Raw genomic sequence first — 23,223 nt, forward strand, 5'->3', positions numbered from 1 at the left:
CGGTCTGGAGGTCGTGGGAGATGGGACACGTGCGGCCATGACGGTCGAAGAACAGACTTCCGACGTCCCGGTCCTGGTCGAACGCCGGTCCCGGAGGGTGCTCCGTGCCGCCTGCCGCACCGCTCCCGGTCGGGCTGTCGACCGCGGAGCGGCCCCCGAGACGCTCCGCGCTCACCCCGGACCAGGGAAGGACTGATCGTGCTGTCGGACGAGAGAGCCGAACGCATCGCGGATTTCATCGCGCCCCTGCGCGTGAAACCGGGGTCGAAGGTGCGCCTTGACCGGGACTTCGATCCTCGCTACAAGGCGGGTCTGAAGAAGCGGGAGGGGGTCGATCTGCTGCGGACCGGGGTGTCTCTGCTTGCCGAGTACCAGGAGCGGCTGGCCGCCCAGGACACGTACGGCGTCCTGCTCTGTCTCCAGGCACTCGACGCCGGTGGCAAGGACGGGACGATCCGCCATGTGATGAGCGGCGTCAATCCCCAGGGCGTACGGGTCAGCAGCTTCAAGGTGCCCTCCGCCGAGGAACTCGACCACGACTACCTGTGGCGCTACGCCAAGCGCCTGCCCACGCGCGGCGAGATCGTCATCTTCAACCGCTCGCACTACGAGGAGGTCCTCGTCGTACGAGTGCACCCCGAGAACCTGGTCCGGCAGAAGCTGCCGGACAGCACGCGCGGGCCGGACATTTGGCAGCGGCGCTACCGGGAGATCAACCACTGGGAGCGCTATCTCACGGACAACGGGTTCAAGGTGGTGAAGGTCTTCCTGAACCTGTCCAAGGAGGAGCAGCGCACCCGCTTCCTGAAGCGGATCGACCGGCCGGAGAAGAACTGGAAGTTCTCCGCGGCCGACGTCCGGGAGCGGCGCCGGTGGGACGACTACCAGCACGCGTTCTCCGAGATGCTGTCGGCCACGAGTACGAAGTGGGCGCCGTGGTACGTCGTGCCGGCGGACCGGAAGTGGTTCGAGCGGATCTGCTCGGCGGCGATCCTCGTGCACACCCTGATGGACATCGACCCTCAGTACCCCGACGTGGGGAAGGCCGCACGGAAGGACCTGCTCGTCACCAAACGGGAACTGGAGCGGGAGGCCCCTGCCGGGGCACCGGCCGATCCGTACGCCGACCGGCATCCGTCGGCCAGGAAGAAGCGCGGCTGAGACCCGTCGAACCAGCGCGCGATCGGCCCGGACGCATCCGCGGCCACGGATCGGAGGCAGAGCGATGACGGTGCGTTCGAATTCCGTGGGAGAACAGCCTCGGGCTTCGGAGGACGGCTGGTACACGCGCACTCCCGAGGAGGTCGTAACGGCTTTCGGCGTAGATCCGGCGTTCGGTCTCTCCGCAGCACGGGCCGCGCAACTTCTGGAAGCGCACGGCCCGAATTCACTTCCCGAGGAGAAGCGGCCTCCGGCCTGGCACCGATTCCTCGCGCAGTACCGCAGTTACATGCAGATCGTCCTCGTGGCCGCGGCGGTCGTCTCGCTGCTCATCCAGCAGTGGACCACCGCAGTCCTGCTGATCGTCCTGACCCTGCTGAACGCCGTCGTGGGCCTGCACCAGGAGGGCAAGGCCGAGAGCGCGATGAACGCGCTGCAGTCGATGATGAAGGCGACGGCACGGGTACGCAGGGACGGCACGGAGGCCGAGATCCCCGCCGAGCAGCTCGTCGTCGGCGACATCGTGCTCATTGCCGCCGGTGACCAGGTGGCGGCGGACGGACGCATCATCGAGGCCAGTGCCTTACAGATCGACGAGTCGGCACTCACCGGCGAGAGCGTTCCCGCCGCGAAGGACGCCGGCACGTTGTCGGGCGCCCGTCCGGCGCCCGGCGACCGGACGAACATGGCGTTCATGAACACCCCGGTCACACATGGCAGCGGCGTGCTCGTCGTCACCGCGACCGGTGCCGCAACCGAGGTCGGCAGGATCTCCGGGATGCTGTCGGCCACCGAGAGGGAAGTACCGCCGCTCACCAAGGAGCTCGACACCCTGACGCTGTGGATCACCGGGGCGGCGGCCCTGACCATGATCGTGATGTTCGCCCTGGGACGGCAACGGGACCAGGCTTGGGACGTCCTGTTCGTCAGCGCGGTCTCGCTGGCCATCGCCGCCATCCCCGAAGCCCTGCCGACCGTGACCCAGGCGATCCTGTCCGTCGGCAGCCTCAACCTGGCAAAACGGAACGCCATCGTCAAAGAACTGCCGTCCGTCGAGACCCTCGCGTTCACCTCGGCGATCAACTCGGACAAGACCGGCACCCTGACCATGAACCAGATGACCGCCGTCGAAGTCGTGAGTCCCACGGACCAGTACACCGTCTCGGGCACGGGCTACGGGCTCGACGGGAGGATCCACCATGCCGCGGGGTCCTCCGCGGGCATCGAGGAGGCGATCCTGCCGTACGTGGTGGCCAGCGACGCGAAGCTGGTGGACGGCGAGGTGGTGGGCGATCCCACCGAGGGCGCGCTGCTGGTGCTCGCGCACAAGGCCGGGCTGGACGTCGACGCCACCCGGGAGAGCCTCCCCCGGCTCGCCACGCTGCCGTTCGACCCGGACTACAAGCTCATGGCCACCTTCAACCAAGCGGTTGATGCCTCCGGGCAGCGGGTCGTCCGATGCTTCGTCAAAGGCGCGGTCCCGGCGGTGGTGGCGCGGGCCGCCACCGCGCTCGCGGCGGGCGAGACCATCCCGTGGGACGACGAACTGATCGCGCGCGCCGAGGCACAGACCCAGCGGATGGGCGGCGAGGGGCGCCGGGTGATGGCCGCGGCCACCCGTGATCTGGACCCGGCCGGCTTCGATCCTGACGGCGACCTGCTCGCGTACGTCACCGAGCTGCGGATGACCAGCCTCGTCGGCATGGTCGATCCGCCCCGCGAGGACGCCAAGGCAGCCGTGGCCGCCGCCCAGGCGGGGCACATCCGGGTCCGCATGGTGACCGGTGACGACGTCACCACCGGCGCGGCGATCGCCCGGCGGCTCGGCATCCCCGGCGAGGCGATCCTCGGCGCCGACTTCGCCGCCATGACCGAGGACGAGCAGCTCGCCCGCATCGACGGCATCGGTGTGGTGGGCCGCGTCGCGCCGGAGCACAAGGTGCTGCTCGCCGACACCCTCAAGAAGAAGGGCGAGGTCGTGGCGATGACCGGGGACGGCGTCAACGACGCGCCCGCCATCAAAGCCGCCGACATCGGTATCGCCATGGGCAGCGGCACGGACGTGGCGAAGAACGCCGGACGCATGATCCTCTCCGACGACCGCTTCGCCACCATCGTCTACGCCGTGGAGCAGGGCCGCAGAATCTACGACAACCTCACCAAGTACATCCGTTTCGTACTGCTCCTGCTCGTCACCTTTGTCCTGACCTTCCTCGGGGCCACCGTCTTCAACATCGCCGCCGGTGAGCCCTTCACCCCGCCGCAGGTGCTGTGGATCCACTTCGTGGTCAACGCCTCCTTCGGCTTCGCGCTCGGCTTCGACCGGGAGAGCCCCGGGCTCATGCGCCGCAGGCCGCGTCCACGAGGAGAGTCCGTCCTCACCCGGCCCGTACTGGTCACGGTCGGAATCGGCGGACTGGCGATCACCGCCCTCCTGCTCGGACTGATCAAGCTCGGTCAGGCCCACTTCGACAGTATTGAGACCGGTCAGTCGATCGCGTTCACCGCCTTCGCCCTCTGTCTGATCGTGGCCGCGTTCGAATGCCGCAGCGAGACGGAATCGGTGCTGACGACGTCCACATTCGACAGCAGGCAGATGAACTGGGTGGCACTGGCCCAGTTCGTACTCGCGGTCCTGGTGACCCAGATGGACGGCTTCCGCCGCATCCTCGGAACGACCCAGATCAACGCGCGGCAGTTCGGCTGGGCGCTGCTGGCCGCCCTCGCGCTCCTGCTCGCGTGGGAACTGGGCAAGCTCCTGGCCCGTCGCTCAAGAGACACCTGATGCGTCGGCACCTGACGTCAGCCTTTCGTCATGCGTCGTGTCACGGTTCGGGCCGTGTTCGCCGCTTACCTTCGGGGCATGGTCGATGACGACGACGTCCGGCGTTCGGGTCCGGAAAGGTCCCGCCGGGGAACCGCCCTGCTCGCCCCCCTCTCCTCCGCCCTCTCCTCGCCCCGTTCCCCCACCTCCCCCGCCTTCTGGCGCAGCCCCCTCCGCGGGCCCTGGTTCACCTCGCTGCTCGGGGTGGTGCTGCTCGTCGGGATCACCGTCGTGTCCGTCACGGGGCTCGTGTCGTACGCCGCGTACAACCCGAACCTGACGCCGGTCAACGACCAGACCCCGGACAAGGGCCTGCTCGGGTTCTATCTCTTCGAGTGGCCCACCAACCCGTACTGGCTCTACCGGCTCACGCAGGGCGTGCACGTCACGCTCGGGCTGGTGCTGATCCCGGTGCTGCTCGCGAAGCTGTGGTCGGTCGTGCCGAAGCTGTTCGCGCTGCCCCCGGCCCGTTCGGTCGGCCACGCCCTGGAGCGGATCTCGCTGCTGCTCCTCGTCGGCGGAGTCCTCTTCGAGTTCGCGACGGGCGTGCTCAACATCCAGCTCGACTACCTCTTCCCCGGCTCCTTCTACCCCCTCCACTTCTACGGCGCCTGGGTGTTCCTGGCCGGATTCGTCGTCCATGTCGCGTTGCGCGCCCCGATGGCCTTCCGGGTGCTGCGCAGCGGTGAACTGCGGTCCAACGAAAGGGAGTTGGTTTCACCCGATCCGCTTCCGGCCACCCTTTCGCGGCGCGGCGCGCTCGGTGTCGTCGGTGCGGGCTCCCTGCTGATACTGGTCACCTCGGCGGGACAAAGTATCGGCGGCTCCCTGCGCCGTACCGCGCTGCTCGCCCCGCACGGCGGCCCCGAGCCACGGCAGGCGCCCGGCGGCGGTTTCCAGGTCAACAAGACGGCGGCGTCGGTGGGGGTCGGCGCGGACGAGACCGGCGACAACTGGCGGCTGACCGTCGACGGTCCCGGCGGGCGCGTGGTCCTCACCCGCGCCGACCTCCTCGGCATGCCACAGCACACCGCCGCACTGCCGATCGCCTGCGTCGAGGGCTGGTCGACGGACAACCAGCACTGGACCGGCGTACGCCTCAGAGACCTCGCCGCCCTCGTCGGCTACGCGCACACCCCCGCGCCCGACGTCTTCGTGGAGTCCCTGCAACGCGCCGGTGCCTTCCGCGCCGCCGGTCTGACGGCACATCAAGTACGCGACGAACGCTCCCTGTTGGCGCTGCGCGTGAACGGGTACGACCTGACGCTCGACCACGGCTACCCGGCCCGCGTGATCGTCCCGGCGGCCCCCGGCGTCATGAACACGAAATGGGTGACACGGATGAGGTTCGAGACGCTGTGAGCCCACAAGGCACCATGAAGGAGCGGGCCGCCGCCCTGCGTGCGCGCTGCGCGCGCCTCGTCGCCGGGACCGCCGGCGCCTTCGCCCGCCACTACCGTCGCTGGTACGGCGAGTCCCCCTGGCAACTCCTGTTCCTCGCCGCCTCGTTCGCCCTCGCGGGCTATGCGGGGGTACGGCTGCTCGCCGGGAACTGGTTCGGCGTCGCCCTCTGGTTCGTGGGCGCGGCACTGCTGCACGACCTGGTCCTCGTACCGCTGTACGGGCTCGCGGACCGGGCGCTGACGCGGGCGGTGCCGGCCGCCGCGACCCCGGCCGTCCCGGGCGTCGTCAACCACCTCCGCGTCCCCGCGATGCTCTCCGTGCTGCTCCTGCTGGTGTGGTGGCCGCTGATCACCCGCCACGCGCGCGACCACTACGAGGCGGCGACCGGGCTGCCGGTGGACGTGTTCCTGGGCCGCTGGTTGCTGATCACGGCCGCGCTGTTCGCGCTGTCGGCGCTGTGGCTGCTTGTCCGTACGGGACCGGCGCTGGGCGCGGCCGTGGGCGCGTCGGTACGGCGGCGCAGGGCAACGAAAGGGCGGTCGCCGGCGGACCACTGAGCGATCGGGCGCCAACCGGTGCGGCGCGCGTGCCGCAGCAGGGCGCGGGTACCGATCCGGGCCCAGGGGAAGGTGCCGTCGGGGGCGACCCTGCCGAGTCCGTCATCGATCCGTACACTCACCCGCTCATCGATGTCGACCGGTGCCGTCTCCGCGAGCAACAGGCCGCCGGGGACGAGGAGTTGGGTGACCCGTTCGAGGAGCGCGGGCGGGTCGCCGCCGATGCCGATGTTGCCGTCGATGAGCAGCGCGGTGTCCCAGCGGCCCTCGCCCGGCAGCGGCTCGAACACCGAGCGGCGCAGGGCCTGCCCGCCGACGCGGACCGTGTGCGCGACGGCCTCCGCGCTGACGTCGACCCCGAGCGCGCGGTGCCCCCGCGCGGCCAGCGCCGCGACCAGCCGACCGGGCCCGCACCCGATGTCTAGTACGGCGCCCTCGCAGTGCCGCAGCGCCGACAGATCCGCCGCGTCGGCCACCGCACACCACCGCTCCACGTCGAGCGGCAACAGCCACCCGTCCCCCCGCCGCAGATACAGCGGCCCGTGCCCGGCCCGCAGGGCATCCGCGTACGGGTCGCCGCACCAGGTGGGAGGGCGACTCTCCTGAGCGGTGCTCATCGGGCACCCCCGGCCGTCATCGGACCGTCGTCCCGGACAGGCGGGACAGGGTGGACGCGAAGTGCGTGCCGGGACAGAGCGCGGCGACCCGCGTGGCGTCGGCGGCCGTGTCCACGTCCCGCAGCCGCGGCAGGTCCCGTACGCGCAGGCCCGCGCCGGTGAGCCGGGCGTACTGGGCGGCGCCCGTGGCCGGAGTCGACATCGGGACGCCACGGAGCAGCGCCGGGTCGGGTACCGCCAGGCCCAGGGCCCAGAAACCCCCGTCCTCGGCCGGGCCGAACCATGCGTCGGTGCCCTGCCAGGCTGCCGGGTCGAGCACGGGGGCGAGCAGCGTGGGTGTGATCTGCGGGGTGTCCATGCCGACGAGCAGCGTGGGTCCCGTACAGCCGGCGAAGGCGGCGGCGAGCCGTTCGTCCAGGCCGCCGCCGCACTGCGGTACGACCTCGATCCCGGCGGGCAGCCAGGGGCCCGGCGTCCCGTCGAGTACCAGCACCCGGCGGGCGGCGGGCGCCGCGCACACCACGGCGAGCGTGTCGCGCAGCGCGGCCTCGGCCAGCGCGGCGGCCTCGGCGGGTGTGAAGGGTGGGGTCAGCCGGGTCTTCACGCGGCCGGGGAGGGGCTCTTTCGCCAGTACGAGCAGGGTGGTCACCGGGACGTGGCCCCCGTCCCGGACGGCACGGCGCGCGGCGGTTCGGTCAGGACCCGGCGCATGTCACGGACCGCGTGCCAGGTGCCGCGCCAGGTGCCGGTGACCTTGGAGCGGCCGGTGCGCGGCAGGTACGGCACGTCGTACTCCTCGATCCGCCAGCCCGCGTCGGCGGCCCGTACCACCATCTCCAGCGGATAGCCGCTGCGCCGGTCGGTGAGGGCGAGTCCGGTCAGTGCCTCGCGCCGGGCGACCCGCAGCGGTCCGAGGTCGTGCAGGGCGAGGCCGGTACGGCGCCGGAGCATCCGGGCGAGCGCGAGGTTGCCCGCGCGGGCGTGCGGCGGCCAGGCGCCCCGGAGTTGCGGGCGGCGCCGGCCGAGGACGAGTTCCGCGTGTCCTTCCGCGACCCGTTCGGCGAAGGGCACGGCCTCCCGGGGGTCGAGCGAGCCGTCGCAGTCGCAGAAGCAGACGAGCGGGGCGTCGGCCGCTTCCAGACCCGCGTGGCAGGCGGCGCCGAATCCGCGCACGGGTTCGTGTACGACGGTCGCGCCGAGGGCGCGGGCGACCTCGGCGGAGCCGTCCGTCGATCCGTTGTCGACGACGACGGCGCGCCATCCGGCGGGAAGCCGGGCCAGCACCCAGGGCAGCGCGGCGGCCTCGTTCAGGCACGGCAGTACGAGGTCTACGGCCTGGTACGTGGGGAAGTTCACGCCCCTTACCTTACGAGAGCAAAAGGGGCATAGCGGGCTTGGCGACCTTACGAAACAAGGACACCCGGCCCCGCCACGGCCACCGGGGCGCCGCCCCGTCCGGCGCGGTGCGACGCTGAACGCATGGAGCAGCGCACGGAACAGCGCATGGAGCACCGCATGGAGCAGCGAACGGCACAGCGCACGGAGCACCGCATGGAGAAGCAACCCGTACCGGCCCGCGTCCTCGTCGTGGACGACGACCCCACCGTCGCGGAGGTCGTCTCCGGCTATCTCACCCGCGCCGGTCACACCGTGGACCACGCGCCCGACGGTCCGAACGCCCTCGCGCAGGCCACCGCGCACCGCCCCGACCTGGTCGTCCTCGACCTGATGCTGCCGGGCATGGACGGTCTGGAGGTCTGCCGCAGACTGCGCGCGCAGGGCCCGGTGCCCGTCATCATGCTCACCGCCCGGGGCGACGAGGACGACCGTATCCTCGGCCTGGAAGTCGGCGCCGACGACTACGTCACCAAGCCGTTCAGCCCCCGCGAACTCGTCCTGCGCGTCGAGTCGGTACTCCGCCGCAGCCGCGCACTCGCCGGCCCCCACCCTCCCGGGGCACCGATCGGCGCGGCCGGACTCACCCTCGACCCGGCGGGCCGTACCGTCACCAAGAACGGCACCGGACTCGCCCTGACGGTACGGGAGTTCGACCTCCTCGCCCACTTCCTGCGGTACCCCGGGCGGGCGTTCGGGCGCGAGGAACTCATGCGGGACGTGTGGGGCTGGGACTTCGGCGACCTGTCGACGGTCACCGTCCACATCCGCAGGCTGCGCGGCAAGATCGAGGACGACCCGGCGCGACCCCGGTTGATCAGGACGGTGTGGGGCGTGGGGTACCGGCTCGACACCGGCTGATTCGACACCCACTGACTCGACACCGACCGAGGGGAAGGGTTCCGTGTACGACGTACTCCTGATGGCCCTGTTCGCCTTCCTGGGCGCGGCGGCGGCCGGACTGCTCGGCGCGGCGGCTCTGCTCCTGCTCCGCCACCGTTCCCTCACGGTCTCCCTGACCGTCGTCAGCGCGGTCGCCGTGACGGCGATGCTCGCGGGCACGCTCGCGGTGGCCTGGGCGATGTTCCTTTCCCCGCACGACCTGACCGTGGTGACGACGGTCGTCGCGATGGCCGCCGTGGTGTCGCTCGCGACGGCGCTGCTCCTCGGCCGCTGGGTGGTGGCCCGCAGCCGCGCCCTCACCCTCGCCGCCCGCTCCTTCGGCGACGGCGGCAGCTTCGCCGCCCCCGACATCGCGGCCACGGCCGAACTCACCGCACTCGCATGCGAGTTGGAAGTGACCAGCCGCAAACTCGCCGCGTCCCGCGACCGCGAACGCGCCCTGGAGACCTCCCGGCGCGAACTCGTCGCCTGGATCTCGCACGACCTGCGCACCCCGCTCGCCGGACTGCGCGCCATGTCCGAGGCGTTGGAGGACGGCATGGCCGCCGACCCCGACCGCTACCTCCGCCAGATCCGTACCGAGGTCGAACGCCTCAACGACATGGTCGGCGACCTCTTCGAACTCTCCCGTATCCACGCGGGCGCGCTCGCCCTCACGCCCTCGCGGATGTCCGTGTACGACCTCGTCGGCGACGCCATCGCCGGGGCGGACGCGCTTGCCCGGGAGCACGGGGTACGGCTCATCGGTGACCGGATCGACGCGGTGCCCGTCGACGTCGACGGGAAGGAGATGAGCCGGGTGCTGGGGAACCTCCTGGTCAACGCGATTCGGCGGACGCCGGCCGATGGGACCGTGGCGGTCGCCGCGTGGCGGGACGGGGAGGGGGTCGTGGTGTCGGTGACGGATGGGTGCGGGGGGATTCCGGAGGCGGATTTGGGGCGGGTGTTCGATACGGGGTGGAGGGGGACCTCAGCGAGGACGCCTCCGGCTGGGGCGGGGCTTGGGCTCGCGATTGTTCGGGGGATTGTTGAGGCTCATCAGGGGCGGGCTTCTGTGCGGAATGTTGTTGGCGGGTGTCGGTTCGAGGTGCTGTTGCCGTTGGCTGCGCCGGCGTGACCTTCCGGGTGGGCGGTACGTGGGGTTGTGCCCACCCGTCCCGCCCTGCGGGACACCTGCCCACAACGGGGCGGGTTACCTCAACTTCGCGGTGGCGAAGGTCTGTACCCCCTCCTCGAACCCCACCTCCGCCTCCCACCCCATTTCCTTCCGCGCTCTCGTTGAATCCGCCGTGATGTGGCGGACATCCCCCAGGCGGTACTCGCCCGTCACCACGGGAAGTGGGCCTCCCGTTGCCTTGGACAAAGACTGGGCCAGGTCTCCTACCGTTTTCGGGGTGCCTGTGCCGATGTTGTACGGGCGGAACGTGCCCTTGGGGCGGGGGAGTTGTAGGGCTGTCGTGTTGGCGGTGGCGACGTCTCGTACCTCGATGAAGTCGCGGCGTTGGGCGCCGTCCTCGAAGACGCGTGGGGGCTCGCCGTGTTCCAGGGCCGAGCGGAAGAAGGAGGCGACGCCCGCGTAGGGGGTGTCGCGGGGCATCCGGGGGCCGTAGACGTTGTGGTAGCGGAGCGAGATCGCGGTGGAGCCGGTGTCGCGGGCCCAGGTCGCGGCGAGGTGTTCCTGGGCGAGTTTGGTGGTGGCGTACACATTGCGCGGGTCGGCCGGGGCGTCCTCGTCCACCAGGCCGGGCGTCAGGTCCTCGCCGCACAGCGGGCAGGTCGGCTCGAAGTGGCCCGCCGCCAGGTCGAGTTCGGCGCGCGGGCCCGGCCGTACGGTGCCGTGGCGCCCGCAGTAGTAGCGGCCCTCGCCGTACACCACCATCGAACCGGCGAGGACGAGCCGGCGTACCCCGGCGTTCGCCATCCCGGTGAGGAGGACCGCCGTACCGAGGTCGTTGGCGCCGACGTAGGCGGGTGCGTCCGCGAAGCCCGTGCCGAGGCCGACCATCGCGGCCTGGTGGCAGACGGCGTCGACCCCGGTGAGGGCTTCCGCGAGCGTGTCGGTGTCGCGGACGTCGGCGACGATCCACCGGATGCCGGACGGTGCGGGGGGTGGTGCGGGGTGTGCCGCCGGGAGCAGGGCGTCGTATACGACCGGTTCGTGCCCGCGCGCCGTCAGCGCCTCGACGATCCATGACCCGATGAACCCGGCACCGCCGGTGACCAGTACACGCATACCCGAACGCTAGGCGTGCCGGGCCTCCGGCACCCGTACCCCGGCCGTCATGTCATCGATCGGTAAGGCGGGCCGCGCGCATCCGCAGGTACTGGATCTCCGGCTCGCTCAGGGTGCGCCCCGCCGCTGCCCGGTACGCGGCGCGGGCTCCGGCTAGGTCGCCGGACCGTTCCAGGAGATGGGCCCGTACCGCGTCGAGACGGTGGTGGCCGCTCAACCGGTCCTCCAGGGCCGCGACCTGGGCGAGTCCGGCCTCGGGCCCGTGCACCATGGCGACGGCGACCGCGCGGCCCAGCTCGGCCATCGGCTCGGGCGCCACGGTGACGAGCAGGTCGTACAGGGCGAGGATCTGCGGCCAGTCGGTGGCGTCGGGGGTCTTCGCCTCGTCGTGCAGGGCGGCGATGGCGGCCTGCAACTGGTAGGCGCCGACGGGGCGTTGGCCGAGGGACTCCTCGACCAGCGTGGTGCCCTCCTCGACGGCCGTGCGGTCCCACAGGTCGCGGTCCTGCTCGTCGAGCGGGACGAGTTCGCCGTGCGGTCCGGTACGGGCGGCCCGGCGGGCGTCGGTCAGGAGCATCAGCGCGAGCAGTCCGGTCACCGCGCCGTCGGACGGCAGCAGGGCGCGTACCGCGCGGGTCAGCCGGATCGCCTCGGCGGCGAGATCGGCGCGGTGCAGCAGGCGTCCGGAGGTGGCCGTGTAGCCCTCGTTGAAGATCAGGTAGAGGACCTGGAGCACGGCGGCGAGGCGCTGGTCGCGTTCGCCGGGGCCCGGCTGCCGGAACGGCAGGCCGCGGATCTTCTGCTTGGCGCGGCTGACGCGCTGCGCCATCGTCGCCTCCGGCACCAGATGGGCGCGCGCGATCTCCGCGGTGGTCAGACCGCCGACGGCGCGCAAGGTGAGCGCGATCTGCGCGGCGGGCGGCAGTTCGGGATGGCAGCAGAGGAAGAGCAGCGTGAGTGTGTCGTCGGCGGAGGGCGCGCGGTCCTCGCCGGGCGGCGGAGCCGTGAACGCGTCCCGTGGCGCGAGCCGCGCGGCGGTCTCCTCGCGGCGCCGCCGCGCCTCGTCGGCGCGCAGCAGATCGGTGAGCCGCCGCGACGCGACCTTGATCAGCCAGCCCCGCGGATTGTCCGGCACCCCGGACTCGGGCCACTGCCCGGCGGCGGCGAGCAGCGCCTCCTGTACGGAGTCCTCGGCGAGGTCGAAGTGCCCGTACCGGCGCACCAGCGCGCCGAGGACCTGCGGCGCGTGCAGGCGCAGCAGGTCCTCGACGGTGGGCGGACGTCCCTGGCCGTGGCTTCCCTGAGCCGGGCGGTGCTGGGACGGGCGCCCCTGAGCGGGTGTCACACATCTCCTCCGGTGCCGAGGATGGGCTGGATGACCACGGGGTGCTCCGGCACACCGTCCGGCTGCGGGCACGCGGCCACCCGGGCGGCGATCTCCGTGACCCGGTCCAGGCTCGCGCAGTCCAGGACCCAGTATCCGGCGAGTACTTCCTTCGTCTCGCCGTAGGGGCCGTCGGTGATCACGGGCCGGCCGTCCTTGCCCGCGCTGACGTGCCGGACGTGGGCGGGCTCGGCGAGACCGTTGGCGTCGACCAGTTCGCCGGACTCGGCGAGGTCGTTGTTGATCTCACCCATGTGGGCCATCATCGCCGTCATGTCCTTCTCGGTCCAGACCGGGCTGGTCGCCGACGCGTTGCCGCGCATGGCCTCGTAGTCCGCCTGTGTGCCGAGGACCATCACCAGGTACTTCATGACGTACTCCTTAGGTGTTCGCTGTTCGTAGCCGCGTTCTTGGGCGACTCTCACAGGGGACGTCGGAGCCGGTGACCCGTCCTCGACAGCGTCCGTACACATTTCTCAGATTTCTTGGAATTATTTCTGAGCGGGGCGGTCGGCGCCCGCTCAGACCGGTGCCGTGACCGCCATGACCGCCGGGATCCGCAGGGTGCGGCGGGTCGTCGCCAGGCTGGTGACCAGGGTCGCCACGGCGGCCATCGCCGAGATCCCGAGCCAGATCACCGGCAACTGGTCCGGCAGTACGGTGTCGCCGTCGGTGCGGACCAGCGCGAACGGCACGATCCCCGCGAGCCCGGCCACCGTCCCGAAGAACAGCCCGGTCAGGGTGAGGACGAGCCCTTCCGCGCCGACCGTTCCGAGTACCTGCCCGGGGGTGGCGCCCGCGAGCCGCTGACCGCCGAACTCGCGGGTGCGGTACGAGGTGGCCGCGTACAGGCTGTTGATCAGCATCACGCAGGCGAAGACGACGATGATGCCGACGGCGACGAGGTTGAGGGTTTCGAGGTTCTTGGCCTCGACGTCCTTGGTGAGCCCGGACGCCTTGAGGGCGTCGTTCTCGACGGCCTGCATGCACAGGGTCGCCGTCGCCACGCCGGTGAACACGATCAGGGGCATCAGGATGCCCGCCAACTGGGCCGCGCGGCGGCGCATGTTGTGCACCGCGAGATAGCCGCTCGCGCCGCCGAACACCGTGAGGGGCCGCCCGAACAGGCCGAGCAGGCCCCGCAGCAGTGCGGGCGACAGGGCCGCGAAGCCGAGCGACAGCAGGATCGACCCGTACGCGGGGGCCGCCATCAGCGCGGGTTCCGTCGCGTCGATCGCGAACGTCGCGCTCAGGCAGCCCAGACCGCCGACCAGCGCGGCGACCCCGCCGAAGGTCCGCAGCCGGCCGCGCGGCGCCCGCCCCCCTGCCTGTGCCCGGGTCGCCCGGCGCACCGCGAGGAACGCGGCGCCGACCGAGGCGAGCAGCGTGATCCAGAACCCGGAGAGCAGGGCGATCGGCCCGAAGACATGGTGGACGGAGTCCGCGACCTGCCCGGTGTCGTGGAACATCGCCACCAGCGCCCGCCCGCCGAGCAGCGCGGGCCCCATCGCGAGGAGCGTCCCGACGAGCGCGACGACGGCCGCCTCACCGACGACCATCCGCTTGATCTGCGCGGGTGTGGCGCCGGTGCAGCGCAGCAGATGGATCTCGTCGGCGCGCTGGCGGACATTGACGGTCAGGGTCGACGCGATGGCGAAGAACACCAGGAGGGTGCCGTAGCCGCCGACCACACCGCCGGTGAGACCGAGGGTCTCGGCGCTGGTGTCGTCGACGCCCGCGCCGGCGGCGGTGTCGTGCAGCGAGTTGAAGGTCATGGTGATGGTCGCGCCGAGGAACGCGGCGAGCAGGGTCGCGAGGAAGCGGCCGGGGCGGTGCCGTACGGAGCGCAGGGCGAGCGAGAACATGGCTGATCAGGCCCCCGTCCGCAGGTTGTGGTGGGTGCCGTGGGCTGTGGCGGTCGCGTAGGGCGACGGCCCTTGGGTGTTGTCGGTGTCGATGGTGTCGCCGAGGTGGGCGAGGCGTTCCGCGACGTCGTCCACGGACGGTGAGGTCATCTCGCCCGCGAGCCGTCCGTCGGCGAGGAACACCACGGAGTCGGCGTAGGAGGCGGCGACCGGGTCGTGCGTCACCATGACGACGGTCCGCCCGTGCACTCGTACCGTCTCCTGGAGCAGCCCCAGGACCTCGCGGGCGCTGCGCAGGTCGAGGGCGCCGGTGGGTTCGTCGGCGAAGATCACGCTGGGCTCGGTGATCAGCGCGCGGGCGATCGCGACGCGCTGGCGTTGGCCGCCGGAGAGTTCGTCGGGCAGATGGCCGAGCCGGTCGCCGAGACCGACCTGCGTCAGGATCTCGCGGGCCCGGTTCCGGTCCGTACGGCGGCCCGCGAGCTTCAGCGGGAGCGTGGTGTTCTGCGCCACGGTCAGCGTCGGCAGCAGGTTGTACTGCTGGAACACGAACCCGATCCGGCGCCGCCGGAACTTGGTCAGCGCGGCCTCGCTGCCGCCGGTCATCTCCTCGCCGTCCACCACGACCAGACCGCTGTCCGGCCGGTCGAGCCCGGCGGCGCACTGGAGCAGCGTCGACTTGCCGGACCCGGACGGGCCCATCACGGCGGTGAAACTGCCGGCGGGCAGGCTGAGGGTGACTCCGTCGAGGGCGGTGACGGCGTTCTCGGCGGTCCCGTAGACCTTGCTGACCTTGACGAGCCGCAGCGCCTCGCCGCCGCGGGCGCCCCGCGCACCGTGCCTGCCCGTACTCGCCTTTTGTGCGCGTCCAAACATGGTCATCGTCCCTTCCCCGGACCGCCTTTCGATCCCACCGATGACGCTACGGACGCGGGGGCGGCGGCACATGGGGCCCACACACCGGGTTCTGGGGTGGTGCTGGGTACACCGGCGGGTCTCCCTGGCCGTTCTTCGCGGATTGCTTCGGCCCACTTGACTAGTGTTCTACATAACCAGAACAATCGAGGACGGACCTGAGGGACCGGCCAGTCTCCGACCGATCTCCGACCGATCTCCGTCGAGGGGGGAACCGATGTGATCGACTTCCATGTGGACAAGGGCGGTGCCGAACCGGCCTACGCGCAGTTGGTGCGCCAAGTGCGTGAGGGGATGCGGCTCGGGCTGCTGCGCGCGGGCGACCAACTGCCCACCGTGCGCGAGGTCGTGGCCTCCTGCGTGGTGAACCCGAGCACCGTGCTCAAGGCGTACCGGGAGCTGGAACTCTCCGGTCTTGTCGAGGCACGGCAGGGCGCCGGCACCTTCGTCTCCGGTTCGCTCGGCTCGGCCGACCCGCACGCCATGGCGCGGCTGCGGCTGCGGCTGACGAACTGGCTCGCCGAGGCCCGTGAGGCCGGGCTCGAAGGGGAGGACATCCAGGCGCTGTTCGGGTCGGTGGTCGCCGAGTCATCGGTGACGGAGCGGGGCAGGGGGGCAAGCGCGTGAGCGCGATCGAGGCGCACGGCCTGGGCAAGCGGTACCGGGGGACCTGGGCCCTGAAGGACTGCGACTTCTCGCTCCCGGAACAGCGGGTGATCGCCCTGGCCGGGGCCAACGGCGCCGGAAAGTCAACCCTGATGGCCATCGCGGTCGGGCTGCTGCCGCAGACCGAGGGCGAGATCACGGTGGGGGGCGTACCGGCCGGGCGGCTGCGGGGCGGGCAACTGCGGGGTGACGACGTACGGGTGGTGCTCCTCGCGCAGGACAAGCCGCTCTACCGGGGGTTCACGGTCGCGGGCATGCTCGACTTCGGGCGCCATCTCAACCGGGTCTGGGACCAGGCGCGGGCGGTGGCCTGGCTGGAGCGGTTCGACGTTCCGCTCGACCGGCCGTGCGGGAAGCTGTCCGGCGGTCAGCAGGCGCAGGTCGCGCTAGCCGTGGCCCTCGGCGCCCGCCCGTCGCTGCTGCTGCTGGACGAACCCCTCGCCAATCTCGACCCGCTCGCGCGGCACGAGGTGATGGGCGAGGTGCTCGCCGAGGTCGCCGACTCGGGGATGACGGTGATCCTGTCCACACATGTGGTCGCCGAACTCGACGGTGTGGGCGACTACTTGCTGCTGCTCGCGAAGGGGCGGTCGGTCCTCGACGGCGACGTGGACGAACTGCTCGCCACGCACGCCCGGCTCACCGGACCGCGCGCGGAGTTGCCGCCGGGCGGGGGTGAGGTCGTACGGGCCACGCATTCCGAGCGGCAGTCGACGTTTCTGGTCCGTACGAGGACCGGTGCCGGATCCGGTACCGGATCGGCGGTGGCGACGGTGGCGCCGGGCTGGCGGGCCGAGCCCGCGACGCTGGAGGAGCTGATCCTCGCGTATCTCAAGGGGCGGAACTCGGTGGGACAGGACCCGGCGGGACAGAGCCCGGTATCTCTGGAGGCGGTGTGATGACCGGAATTCTCACGTCCAAGGCGTCCAAGGCGTCCGACGTGCCCGAGGCGTCCGGTCCGGTCAAGGCACCGCGCGGAGGCGCCCGGTTCGCCGACCTGGTGTGGCTGACGTGGCGTCAGCACCGGGGCACGATCGTGGCCGCCGTCGCGCTGACCGTCGTACTCATCGGCTGGATGCTGGTGACGTACTACCGGATCAGCGATCTGGTCGACCAGTGCGGCAACACGATCTGTGCCCAAGGGTCGCTTCAGGAAGGCCAGTTGACGAGTGACTTCGGCCCGCTCGCGCAGGCCGGGTACGCGCTGTCCGCGCTTACCTTCCTCCCCCTGATCCTCGGGTTGTTCTGGGGCGCTCCGCTGCTCGCCCGTGAGCACGAGCAGCGCACCCTCGCCCTGGCCTGGTCCCAGGACGTCAGTCCGACGCGCTGGCTGTTCGGGAAGCTGGCCGTGCTCGGCGGTCTGGCGGCCGTACTCACCGGCACCGGCTGCGTGGTGGGCAACGCGCTCGCGCAGGAGGCCCACGTAGGGACCGGTGACAGCCTGTTCGAGGGCATCTACTTCCAGGCCACCGGCTGGCTGCCGCTCACGCTGGCGGTGGCGTGGTTCGCGCTGGGCGCGGCGGCCGGGGCGCTCACCCGGCGTACGACGACGGCGTTCGGTCTGGTACTCGCCCTGTTCATCGGGCGCAACCTGCTCATGGAGAACCTGCGCCCGACCTTCATGACCCCGCTGACGGTGCTGCGCGGATTCGGCGCGGACACTCCCGGGCCGGCCGAACTGGCCCCGGGCAGCAACGCCTTGATCATGAACCGCGGCTCCACGACCTTCGTCGACGCGTCGGGCGGGCATCACGACGTGGCCCAGGTGCTGGGCGAGTGGTGCCCGATGCCGCCGGGTCGAGGTGCCACGGACCCGCTGGGTGACTGCCTGACCGACCACCACATCCTCGGCAACCTGATCGAGTACCAGCCGGGCTCGCGCCTTGGCACCTTCCACCTGATCGAGGCAGGCAGTTCATTGATTCTGGCGGCCCTCTGTCTCGCCCTGACCTGGTGGGCGGTCCGCCGTACGAAGGTGACCGGCTGACGTACGGTCGGGGCCATGGCACTCGGATTGTGGGAGGCGGGCCTGTCGGACTGGTACGGGCCGGCTACGCCGCTGGTCAGACGGGTACGGCGGTACCGGCCGAACCGCCGGGGGGAAATCAAGCTGGCCCGTTGGCTCCGCGTCGGCGTGCTGCGCGCCCTGGCCTGCGGTGCGGTCGGCGCGGCGGTCTACGTGGTCCTCGACTCCTCGGCGCTCGACCTCACGGACGGGGAACGCCCGCTGGCGGCTGCGGTACTGCTGGCGTGCGGATCCGTCGCCTGGCGGTTCTCCCTCATCAGGGTGGTGCTGCGGCCGGGGGAGATCGTGCGGGTCGGCGTATGGCGCCAGGTGACGGTGGAGTGCACGGCGGTCCGCCGCCTGCACCGGGAATCCTGGCGCCAGGCGCTGACCCTCCGCACCCACGGAGGAGAGGACGTGGACTTCTATCTCCTGGACAACTCCCTCTGGGACGCCCTGTACAACTTCTCAGCAGTCTTCGAAGACGCCACCCGAACCCACACCCGCACCCCCGGCGCCCCGACAAACCGCACACCGCTCACCTGGCAGTACACCCGCTCACTCCCGGCGGAGGCGCTGGCGGCGGGGGCGGTGGCCTGCGCGGTGTGGGGAGCGGGGGTGTCACTCTTCGGCTGAGGCCGCCACTGAGGGCACTGAGTCCACTGAGGGCACTGAGGGCACGTACACCCCGGCACGGGCCGCCTCGGCCGCTCCCCGCGCGGCCCGCCTGGCCGTGTCGGAGTCAAGGGGGGCGGCCGTCGTCAGCAGGCGGTAGTAGAGGGGGGCCGAGACGGCGCGAATGACCTCGTGGGGGTCGGTGCCCTCGGGGATCTCGCCCCGGGCGACGGCCTGTTGGACGCAGGGTGCCCACTCCGCGACCCGTACCTCGTAGAAGCGGTGCAGTGACGCGGCCGTTCTGGGGTCGGTCGTGGCCGCCGCGATGACCGCCTTGAACAGTGCCCCTTGGCGGGGGTCGGCCAGGGCGCGCCGCACCAGTTCGGCGTTGGCCTCCAGATCACCGAGCAGCGACCCCGTCTCCGTACGCGGCAGCGACTGCTCGGCCATGTCCGTCAGCAGATCGGCGACGAGCCCCGCCACCGTGCCCCAGCGGCGGTACACCGTCGTCTTGCCGACGTCGGCACGGCGCGCGACGTCGGCGAGGTCGAGCTGGGCGAAGCCGTGTTCGGCCAGGGTGTCGCCGGCGGCGCGGAGGACGGCGGTGCGGACGCGGGCCGTACGTCCGCCCGGCCGCAGGGTGCCGGGCACCGAGCCGTCCGAGTCGATGGGGACCTCCATAACGGGTCTCCTGTTCCATTAGTTCGCGGACCTCTGCTACGTTGAAGCCATCTTAAGGGAACCTGTTTCCCGTTAATAGGCGAGGGGTGATGCGGCCATGGAGCACACGGAGCACACGGAGCACACGGAGCACATGGAATACCGGCAGTTGGGGGCGTCGGGGCTCAAGGTGCCCGCGCTGAGTTTCGGGGCGGGCACCTTCGGCGGGCAGGGGCCGCTGTTCGGGGCGTGGGGCAGTACGGACGCGGCCGAGGCGCGGCGCATGGTGGACATCTGCCTGGAAGCGGGCATCACGATGTTCGACACGGCGGACGTGTACTCGGCGGGCGCGTCGGAAGAGGTGCTCGGCGAGGCGATCAAGGGCCGCCGCGACCAGATCCTCATCTCGACCAAGACGAGCCTGCCGATGGGCGAAGGGCCCGGCGACGCCGGTTCGTCGCGCTCGCGCCTGATCCGCGCCACGGACGACGCGCTGCGCCGCCTCGGAACCGACTACATCGACCTGTTCCAGATGCACGCCTTCGACGCGGCGACGCCGGTGGAGGAGGTGCTGTCCACGCTGGACCAGCTCGTACGGGCGGGGAAGATCCGGTACACCGGGGTGTCCAACTTCTCGGGCTGGCACCTGATGAAGTCGCTGGCGGCGGCGGACCGGCACGGGTATCCACGGTATGTGGCGCACCAGGTGTACTACTCCCTCGTCGGCCGTGACTACGAGTGGGAGCTGATGCCGCTCGGCCTCGACCAGGGGGTCGGCGCGCTGGTCTGGAGCCCGCTCGGATGGGGCCGCCTCACCGGCAAGGTACGCCGGGGCCGGCCGCTGCCCGCCGGTAGCCGGCTGCACCGTACGGCGGAGTACGGGCCGCCCGTCGCGGACGACCATCTGTACCGCGTGGTCGATGTGCTGGACGAGATCGCGGAGGAGACCGGCCGGACGGTCCCGCAGATCGCCATCAACTGGCTGCTCCGGCGCCCGACGGTGTCCTCGGTGATCATCGGCGCGCGGGACGAGGCCCAACTCCGCGAGAACATCGGCGCGATCGGCTGGACCCTGACCCCCGACCAACTGACCCGCCTGAACGAGGCCAGCGCCAAGGCGGCCCCGTACCCGTACTTCCCGTACGAACGCCAGCAGCCTTTCACCCGCCTGAACCCCCCGGCGGTCCTCCCGTAACGAACCGCTCCGACGTGAGCAGACCCCGATGCCGACACCGACAGCGACCCGAACGCCGACACACCGGCGGGGCCGTCCGGCTGCGCGTGCTGTGTCTGGCATACCCCCTGGGGGATAGTCGGTCCCGACACCCGGCCGGCGGGGCGACGGAGGGCACAGGACGACCATGGAGGCCGCACAGCCGCTGGAAGCGATCGGGCACGCGCTGGCCATCGCCGGGTCGATGGCCTGGGAGGTCACCTGGGCCCTGATCCTCGGCTTCACACTCTCCGCCGTCGTCCAGGCCGTCGTCCGCAGATCGACCGTCGTCCGGCTCCTCGGCGACGACCGCCCCCGTACGCTCGCCCTCGCCGCCGGCCTGGGCGCCGCCTCCTCGTCCTGCTCCTACGCCGCCGTGGCCCTCGCCCGCTCCCTGTTCCGCAAGGGCGCGAACTTCACGGCGGCGATGGCGTTCGAGATCGCGTCGACCAACCTCGTCATCGAACTCGGCGTGATCCTCGCCCTGTTGATGGGCTGGCAGTTCACGGCGGCGGAGTTCGTCGGCGGCCCCGTCATGATCGTCGTACTCGCCGTCCTGTTCCGTCTCTTCCTCACCGAACGGCTGCTGCGCGGGGCCCGGGAGCAGGCCGGGCGCGGTCTCGCCGGCTCGATGGAGGGGCACGCCGCGATGGACATGTCCGTACGGGCGCGCGGCAGTTTCACGCACCGGCTCGTCTCGCGCGAGGGCTGGACCTCCGTGTCGCACATCTTCGTCATGGAATGGGCGGCGATCCTGCGGGACCTGGTGGCGGGACTGCTGATCGCGGGCGCCATCGCCGCGTGGGTGCCGGACGAGTTCTGGCGGACGTTCTTCCTCGCCGACCACCCGCTCGCCGCCAAACTGATCGGCCCGCTCATCGGGCCACTCGTGGCGATCGCCACCTTCGTCTGCTCGATCGGGAACGTGCCGCTGGCCGTGGTCCTCTGGAAGGGCGGCATCAGCTTCGGAGGCGTCATCGCCTTCCTCTACGCCGACCTGCTGATCCTGCCGATCCTGAACATCTACCGGAAGTACTACGGCGCCCGGATGGCCGCCTTCCTCCTGGTCACGTTCTTCACGTCGATGGCCGTCGCGGGGTACGCGGTCGAGATCGTGTTCGGCGGCCTCGGACTCGTCCCCGACCAGGCCGACGCCCGTATCCCCACGGGCGGTGTCACCTGGAACTACACGACCTGGCTCAACATCGTGTTCCTGCTGCTCGCGGCGGCCCTGGTGTGGCGGTTCCTGCGGACGGGCGGCCTCGGCATGCTCCGGACGATGGGCGGCGCGCCCGCATCCGAGTCACCCGCCGACGCACCCCGTCCGCCCGCCGCGTGATCAGGCCGCCGCGACCGTCGGCGCGCCCGTCCCGACCGTCGGCGCACCCTCCGCCGCAGCCGTCACCCGTCCCGTCCGCGCCGCCTCAAGCAGCGCCGCGTGGTCCCGTTCGTTCTGGTCGGCGTACCGCTCCGCGAACTCCACGAGGGCCCGGTCGAAGGACTTGCCGCCGCCGAGATACGCGGCGATGGCGATCCGGTCGCCTGACCGCGCGTGCGCCCGTGCCAGGGTCGTGCCGCACAGATCGGCGAACGCCCGCATGCCCCGGGGCACCATGATCGTCGGGTCCACGATGCCCTTCCAGTCGTGCAACTGCCGTACGTAGAAGTCGCGTTGCACGTCATCGAGTCCCATGACCCGGTCCCAGCCGAGGAACACATCACCGACCGCCTGCATCAGCCGCTGGCCCGAGACCACGCGTTCGCCCTGGTTGTCGTACTGGCTGGCGCCGACGTACTGCGCGAGCACCGACCGGTCCGCCTCCTTGGCCTGGAGGATCAGCGGGTCCTCGTCGTCCGTGCCCAGGAGCAGCAGCACCCAGCACCGGGTGCCCACGCTGCCGACGCCGACGACCTTGCGGGCGATGTCGACCACCTCGTACTGATGGACCAGATGCCTGCGGTCCGAAGGGAGGCTGTGCGTGTACCGATCGACAAGGCCGCGCAGTTCCCGGATGAAGCGGTCACGCTCCGCGCCGCCGAGGATGTCGTCCAGCGGTACGAGTAGCGGGGGGTCCGGCGCGAACCGGCGCTGCCCGTCCCGGACTTCGGTGAGCTTGTCGAACGCCTTCAGGCTGTCACGGGTACGGGCCTTCGCCATCGCCTTGCTCACCGCGCCCCGGCCGCGCGCACTGAGCCGGGGGCCCGCGACGCGCTGGACCTGCTCCATGTCGGCGTGGTCGTACCAGACGTCGAGCGTGCCCATCTCGGCGAACGCCCGCATCCGTTCGCGGTACCCCCGCACGGCGGCGCGGACGATCGCGGCCCGCTTCTTGGGCGACCAGCCGTTCTCGCGCGCGGCGATCACCAGGCTCGCGGCGAGACGCTTGACGTCCCACTCCCAGGGGCCCGGCAGGGTCTCGTCGAAGTCGTTGATGTCGAACACCAGCCTGCGCTCCGGGGAGCCGAGCAGCCGGAAGTTCAACAGATGGGCGTCCCCGCAGAGTTGGACCTTGATGCCGGAGTTCGGGGTCGAGGCCAGATCGTTCGCCATGATCGCGGCGGCACCCCGATAGAAGCGGAACGGTGACTCCGACATCCGTCCGTAGCGGATCGGGATCAGTTCCTGTACGCGGGTCGCCGACTGTGCCTCGATGATGTCCACCGGGTCCGGCCGCCCCTCGGCGGGGGTGAAGTCGGCGTGGCCGGACCTCGGCGCCTTCTTGCGGGCCGCTCTGCCGCGTGCGGCCCGTTCCTGGGGCGTCGGATGCGGGGTGTGACGGTCTGCGTCGCTGTCGCCTCTGGCCAT

21 protein-coding genes are annotated in these 23,223 nt (G+C 71.2%); 11 read left to right on the top strand and 10 right to left on the bottom strand.

Translation table 11 applies throughout. The features are described 5' to 3' along the window. Positions 1-201 precede the first annotated feature (201 nt). From ACFVT5_RS28130 to ACFVT5_RS28140, 3 genes are all read left to right on the top strand, one after another. Complete coding sequence (locus ACFVT5_RS28130; protein ID WP_389893901.1) at positions 202-1,161, top strand: polyphosphate kinase 2 family protein; 960 nt, start codon at positions 202-204, stop codon at positions 1,159-1,161. A 64-nt stretch (positions 1,162-1,225) separates the two neighbouring features. Further along, complete coding sequence (locus ACFVT5_RS28135) at positions 1,226-3,946, top strand: cation-translocating P-type ATPase (protein ID WP_389893728.1); 2,721 nt, start codon at positions 1,226-1,228, stop codon at positions 3,944-3,946. Between the two features lie 78 nt (positions 3,947-4,024). Then, entirely contained in the window at positions 4,025-5,347 is a 1,323-nt protein-coding gene (locus ACFVT5_RS28140) for a molybdopterin-dependent oxidoreductase (protein WP_389893730.1), read from the top strand. Positions 5,348-5,759: 412 nt separating this feature from the next. On the opposite strand, the gene ACFVT5_RS28145 is transcribed toward ACFVT5_RS28140, so the two are convergent. The 3 genes from ACFVT5_RS28145 to ACFVT5_RS28155 are packed head-to-tail and all read right to left on the bottom strand — an operon-like array spanning position 5,760 to position 7,919. After that, positions 5,760-6,563: a class I SAM-dependent methyltransferase gene (locus tag ACFVT5_RS28145; protein ID WP_389893732.1), complete on the bottom strand. Its 804-nt coding sequence runs from the start codon at positions 6,561-6,563 to the stop codon at positions 5,760-5,762. A 16-nt stretch (positions 6,564-6,579) separates the two neighbouring features. After that, positions 6,580-7,212: a DUF2064 domain-containing protein gene (locus ACFVT5_RS28150; RefSeq protein ID WP_389893734.1), complete on the bottom strand. Its 633-nt coding sequence runs from the start codon at positions 7,210-7,212 to the stop codon at positions 6,580-6,582. Then, positions 7,209-7,919: a glycosyltransferase family 2 protein gene (locus tag ACFVT5_RS28155; RefSeq protein WP_389893736.1), complete on the bottom strand. Its 711-nt coding sequence runs from the start codon at positions 7,917-7,919 to the stop codon at positions 7,209-7,211. Before ACFVT5_RS28155 ends, ACFVT5_RS28150 begins: the two co-directional genes overlap by 4 nt. A gap of 159 nt (positions 7,920-8,078) precedes the next feature. Between ACFVT5_RS28155 and ACFVT5_RS28160 the strand changes: the two genes are divergently transcribed. Next, positions 8,079-8,819: a response regulator transcription factor gene (locus ACFVT5_RS28160; RefSeq protein ID WP_389893903.1), complete on the top strand. Its 741-nt coding sequence runs from the start codon at positions 8,079-8,081 to the stop codon at positions 8,817-8,819. Positions 8,820-8,862: 43 nt separating this feature from the next. Then, positions 8,863-9,978, top strand: a complete 1,116-nt coding sequence (locus ACFVT5_RS28165) for a sensor histidine kinase (protein WP_389893738.1) — start codon at positions 8,863-8,865, stop codon at positions 9,976-9,978. 75 nt (positions 9,979-10,053) lie between these two features. Here ACFVT5_RS28165 and ACFVT5_RS28170 read toward each other — a convergent pair whose 3' ends face one another. The 5 genes from ACFVT5_RS28170 to ACFVT5_RS28190 form a co-directional block, all read right to left on the bottom strand. Then, positions 10,054-11,094 (bottom strand): NAD-dependent epimerase/dehydratase family protein, encoded by a 1,041-nt coding sequence (locus ACFVT5_RS28170; RefSeq protein ID WP_389893740.1) that lies wholly within the window; start codon positions 11,092-11,094, stop codon positions 10,054-10,056. Between the two features lie 52 nt (positions 11,095-11,146). Next, on the bottom strand, positions 11,147-12,355 hold the full coding sequence (locus ACFVT5_RS28175) for an RNA polymerase sigma factor (RefSeq protein ID WP_389893905.1): 1,209 nt from the start codon (positions 12,353-12,355) through the stop codon (positions 11,147-11,149). 80 nt (positions 12,356-12,435) lie between these two features. After that, positions 12,436-12,849 (bottom strand): YciI family protein, encoded by a 414-nt coding sequence (locus ACFVT5_RS28180; protein ID WP_389893742.1) that lies wholly within the window; start codon positions 12,847-12,849, stop codon positions 12,436-12,438. A gap of 150 nt (positions 12,850-12,999) precedes the next feature. Next, positions 13,000-14,343, bottom strand: coding sequence for an FtsX-like permease family protein (locus ACFVT5_RS28185; RefSeq protein WP_389893744.1), 1,344 nt, complete (start codon positions 14,341-14,343; stop codon positions 13,000-13,002). Between the two features lie 6 nt (positions 14,344-14,349). Continuing rightward, entirely contained in the window at positions 14,350-15,225 is an 876-nt protein-coding gene (locus tag ACFVT5_RS28190) for an ABC transporter ATP-binding protein (protein WP_389893746.1), read from the bottom strand. 252 nt (positions 15,226-15,477) lie between these two features. On the opposite strand from ACFVT5_RS28190, the gene ACFVT5_RS28195 reads away from it, so the two are divergent. The 4 genes from ACFVT5_RS28195 to ACFVT5_RS28210 are packed head-to-tail and all read left to right on the top strand — an operon-like array spanning position 15,478 to position 18,565. After that, complete coding sequence (locus ACFVT5_RS28195; protein WP_389893748.1) at positions 15,478-15,885, top strand: GntR family transcriptional regulator; 408 nt, start codon at positions 15,478-15,480, stop codon at positions 15,883-15,885. Next, positions 15,882-16,823 (top strand): ABC transporter ATP-binding protein, encoded by a 942-nt coding sequence (locus ACFVT5_RS28200; RefSeq protein ID WP_389893750.1) that lies wholly within the window; start codon positions 15,882-15,884, stop codon positions 16,821-16,823. The genes ACFVT5_RS28195 and ACFVT5_RS28200 overlap by 4 nt, the downstream gene beginning before the upstream one ends. Continuing rightward, a complete protein-coding gene (locus ACFVT5_RS28205) occupies positions 16,823-17,911 on the top strand; it encodes an ABC transporter permease subunit (protein ID WP_389893752.1) in 1,089 nt (362 codons plus the stop codon). Before ACFVT5_RS28200 ends, ACFVT5_RS28205 begins: the two co-directional genes overlap by 1 nt. Before the next feature lie 15 nt (positions 17,912-17,926). Then, the gene (locus ACFVT5_RS28210; protein WP_389893753.1) at positions 17,927-18,565 is read left to right on the top strand and encodes a hypothetical protein; all 639 of its coding nucleotides are present in this window, start codon (positions 17,927-17,929) and stop codon (positions 18,563-18,565) included. On the opposite strand, the gene ACFVT5_RS28215 is transcribed toward ACFVT5_RS28210, so the two are convergent. Next, on the bottom strand, positions 18,551-19,225 hold the full coding sequence (locus ACFVT5_RS28215; RefSeq protein WP_389893755.1) for a TetR/AcrR family transcriptional regulator: 675 nt from the start codon (positions 19,223-19,225) through the stop codon (positions 18,551-18,553). The two genes, ACFVT5_RS28210 and ACFVT5_RS28215, sit on opposite strands and share 15 nt — an antisense overlap. 133 nt (positions 19,226-19,358) lie before the next feature. Between ACFVT5_RS28215 and ACFVT5_RS28220 the strand changes: the two genes are divergently transcribed. Both ACFVT5_RS28220 and ACFVT5_RS28225 read left to right on the top strand, forming a co-directional pair. Then, positions 19,359-20,399, top strand: a complete 1,041-nt coding sequence (locus ACFVT5_RS28220; RefSeq protein WP_389893907.1) for an aldo/keto reductase — start codon at positions 19,359-19,361, stop codon at positions 20,397-20,399. A 184-nt stretch (positions 20,400-20,583) separates the two neighbouring features. After that, the gene (locus ACFVT5_RS28225) at positions 20,584-21,756 is read left to right on the top strand and encodes a permease (RefSeq protein ID WP_389893909.1); all 1,173 of its coding nucleotides are present in this window, start codon (positions 20,584-20,586) and stop codon (positions 21,754-21,756) included. Here the strand turns inward: ACFVT5_RS28225 and ACFVT5_RS28230 are convergent, their stop codons facing one another. Then, positions 21,757-23,223: a DUF2252 domain-containing protein gene (locus tag ACFVT5_RS28230; protein WP_389893757.1), complete on the bottom strand. Its 1,467-nt coding sequence runs from the start codon at positions 23,221-23,223 to the stop codon at positions 21,757-21,759.

Origin of the sequence: Streptomyces sp. NPDC058001 (assembly GCF_042886315.1) — a bacterium.
Classification (GTDB): domain Bacteria; phylum Actinomycetota; class Actinomycetes; order Streptomycetales; family Streptomycetaceae; genus Streptomyces.

What these genes read in the sequence shown, in the direction of transcription:
- ACFVT5_RS28135 (WP_389893728.1), top strand. Translation starts at nt 1,226, where the DNA reads ATGACGGTGCGTTCGAATTCCGTGGGAGAACAGCCTCGGGCTTCGGAG.
- ACFVT5_RS28145 (WP_389893732.1), bottom strand. Translation starts at nt 6,563, where the DNA reads ATGAGCACCGCTCAGGAGAGTCGCCCTCCCACCTGGTGCGGCGACCCG.
- ACFVT5_RS28220 (WP_389893907.1), top strand. Translation starts at nt 19,359, where the DNA reads ATGGAATACCGGCAGTTGGGGGCGTCGGGGCTCAAGGTGCCCGCGCTG.
- ACFVT5_RS28210 (WP_389893753.1), top strand. Translation starts at nt 17,927, where the DNA reads ATGGCACTCGGATTGTGGGAGGCGGGCCTGTCGGACTGGTACGGGCCG.
- ACFVT5_RS28140 (WP_389893730.1), top strand. Translation starts at nt 4,025, where the DNA reads ATGGTCGATGACGACGACGTCCGGCGTTCGGGTCCGGAAAGGTCCCGC.
- ACFVT5_RS28180 (WP_389893742.1), bottom strand. Translation starts at nt 12,849, where the DNA reads ATGAAGTACCTGGTGATGGTCCTCGGCACACAGGCGGACTACGAGGCC.
- ACFVT5_RS28205 (WP_389893752.1), top strand. Translation starts at nt 16,823, where the DNA reads ATGACCGGAATTCTCACGTCCAAGGCGTCCAAGGCGTCCGACGTGCCC.
- ACFVT5_RS28215 (WP_389893755.1), bottom strand. Translation starts at nt 19,225, where the DNA reads ATGGAGGTCCCCATCGACTCGGACGGCTCGGTGCCCGGCACCCTGCGG.
- ACFVT5_RS28230 (WP_389893757.1), bottom strand. Translation starts at nt 23,223, where the DNA reads ATGGCCAGAGGCGACAGCGACGCAGACCGTCACACCCCGCATCCGACG.
- ACFVT5_RS28190 (WP_389893746.1), bottom strand. Translation starts at nt 15,225, where the DNA reads ATGACCATGTTTGGACGCGCACAAAAGGCGAGTACGGGCAGGCACGGT.
- ACFVT5_RS28170 (WP_389893740.1), bottom strand. Translation starts at nt 11,094, where the DNA reads ATGCGTGTACTGGTCACCGGCGGTGCCGGGTTCATCGGGTCATGGATC.
- ACFVT5_RS28160 (WP_389893903.1), top strand. Translation starts at nt 8,079, where the DNA reads ATGGAGCAGCGAACGGCACAGCGCACGGAGCACCGCATGGAGAAGCAA.
- ACFVT5_RS28185 (WP_389893744.1), bottom strand. Translation starts at nt 14,343, where the DNA reads ATGTTCTCGCTCGCCCTGCGCTCCGTACGGCACCGCCCCGGCCGCTTC.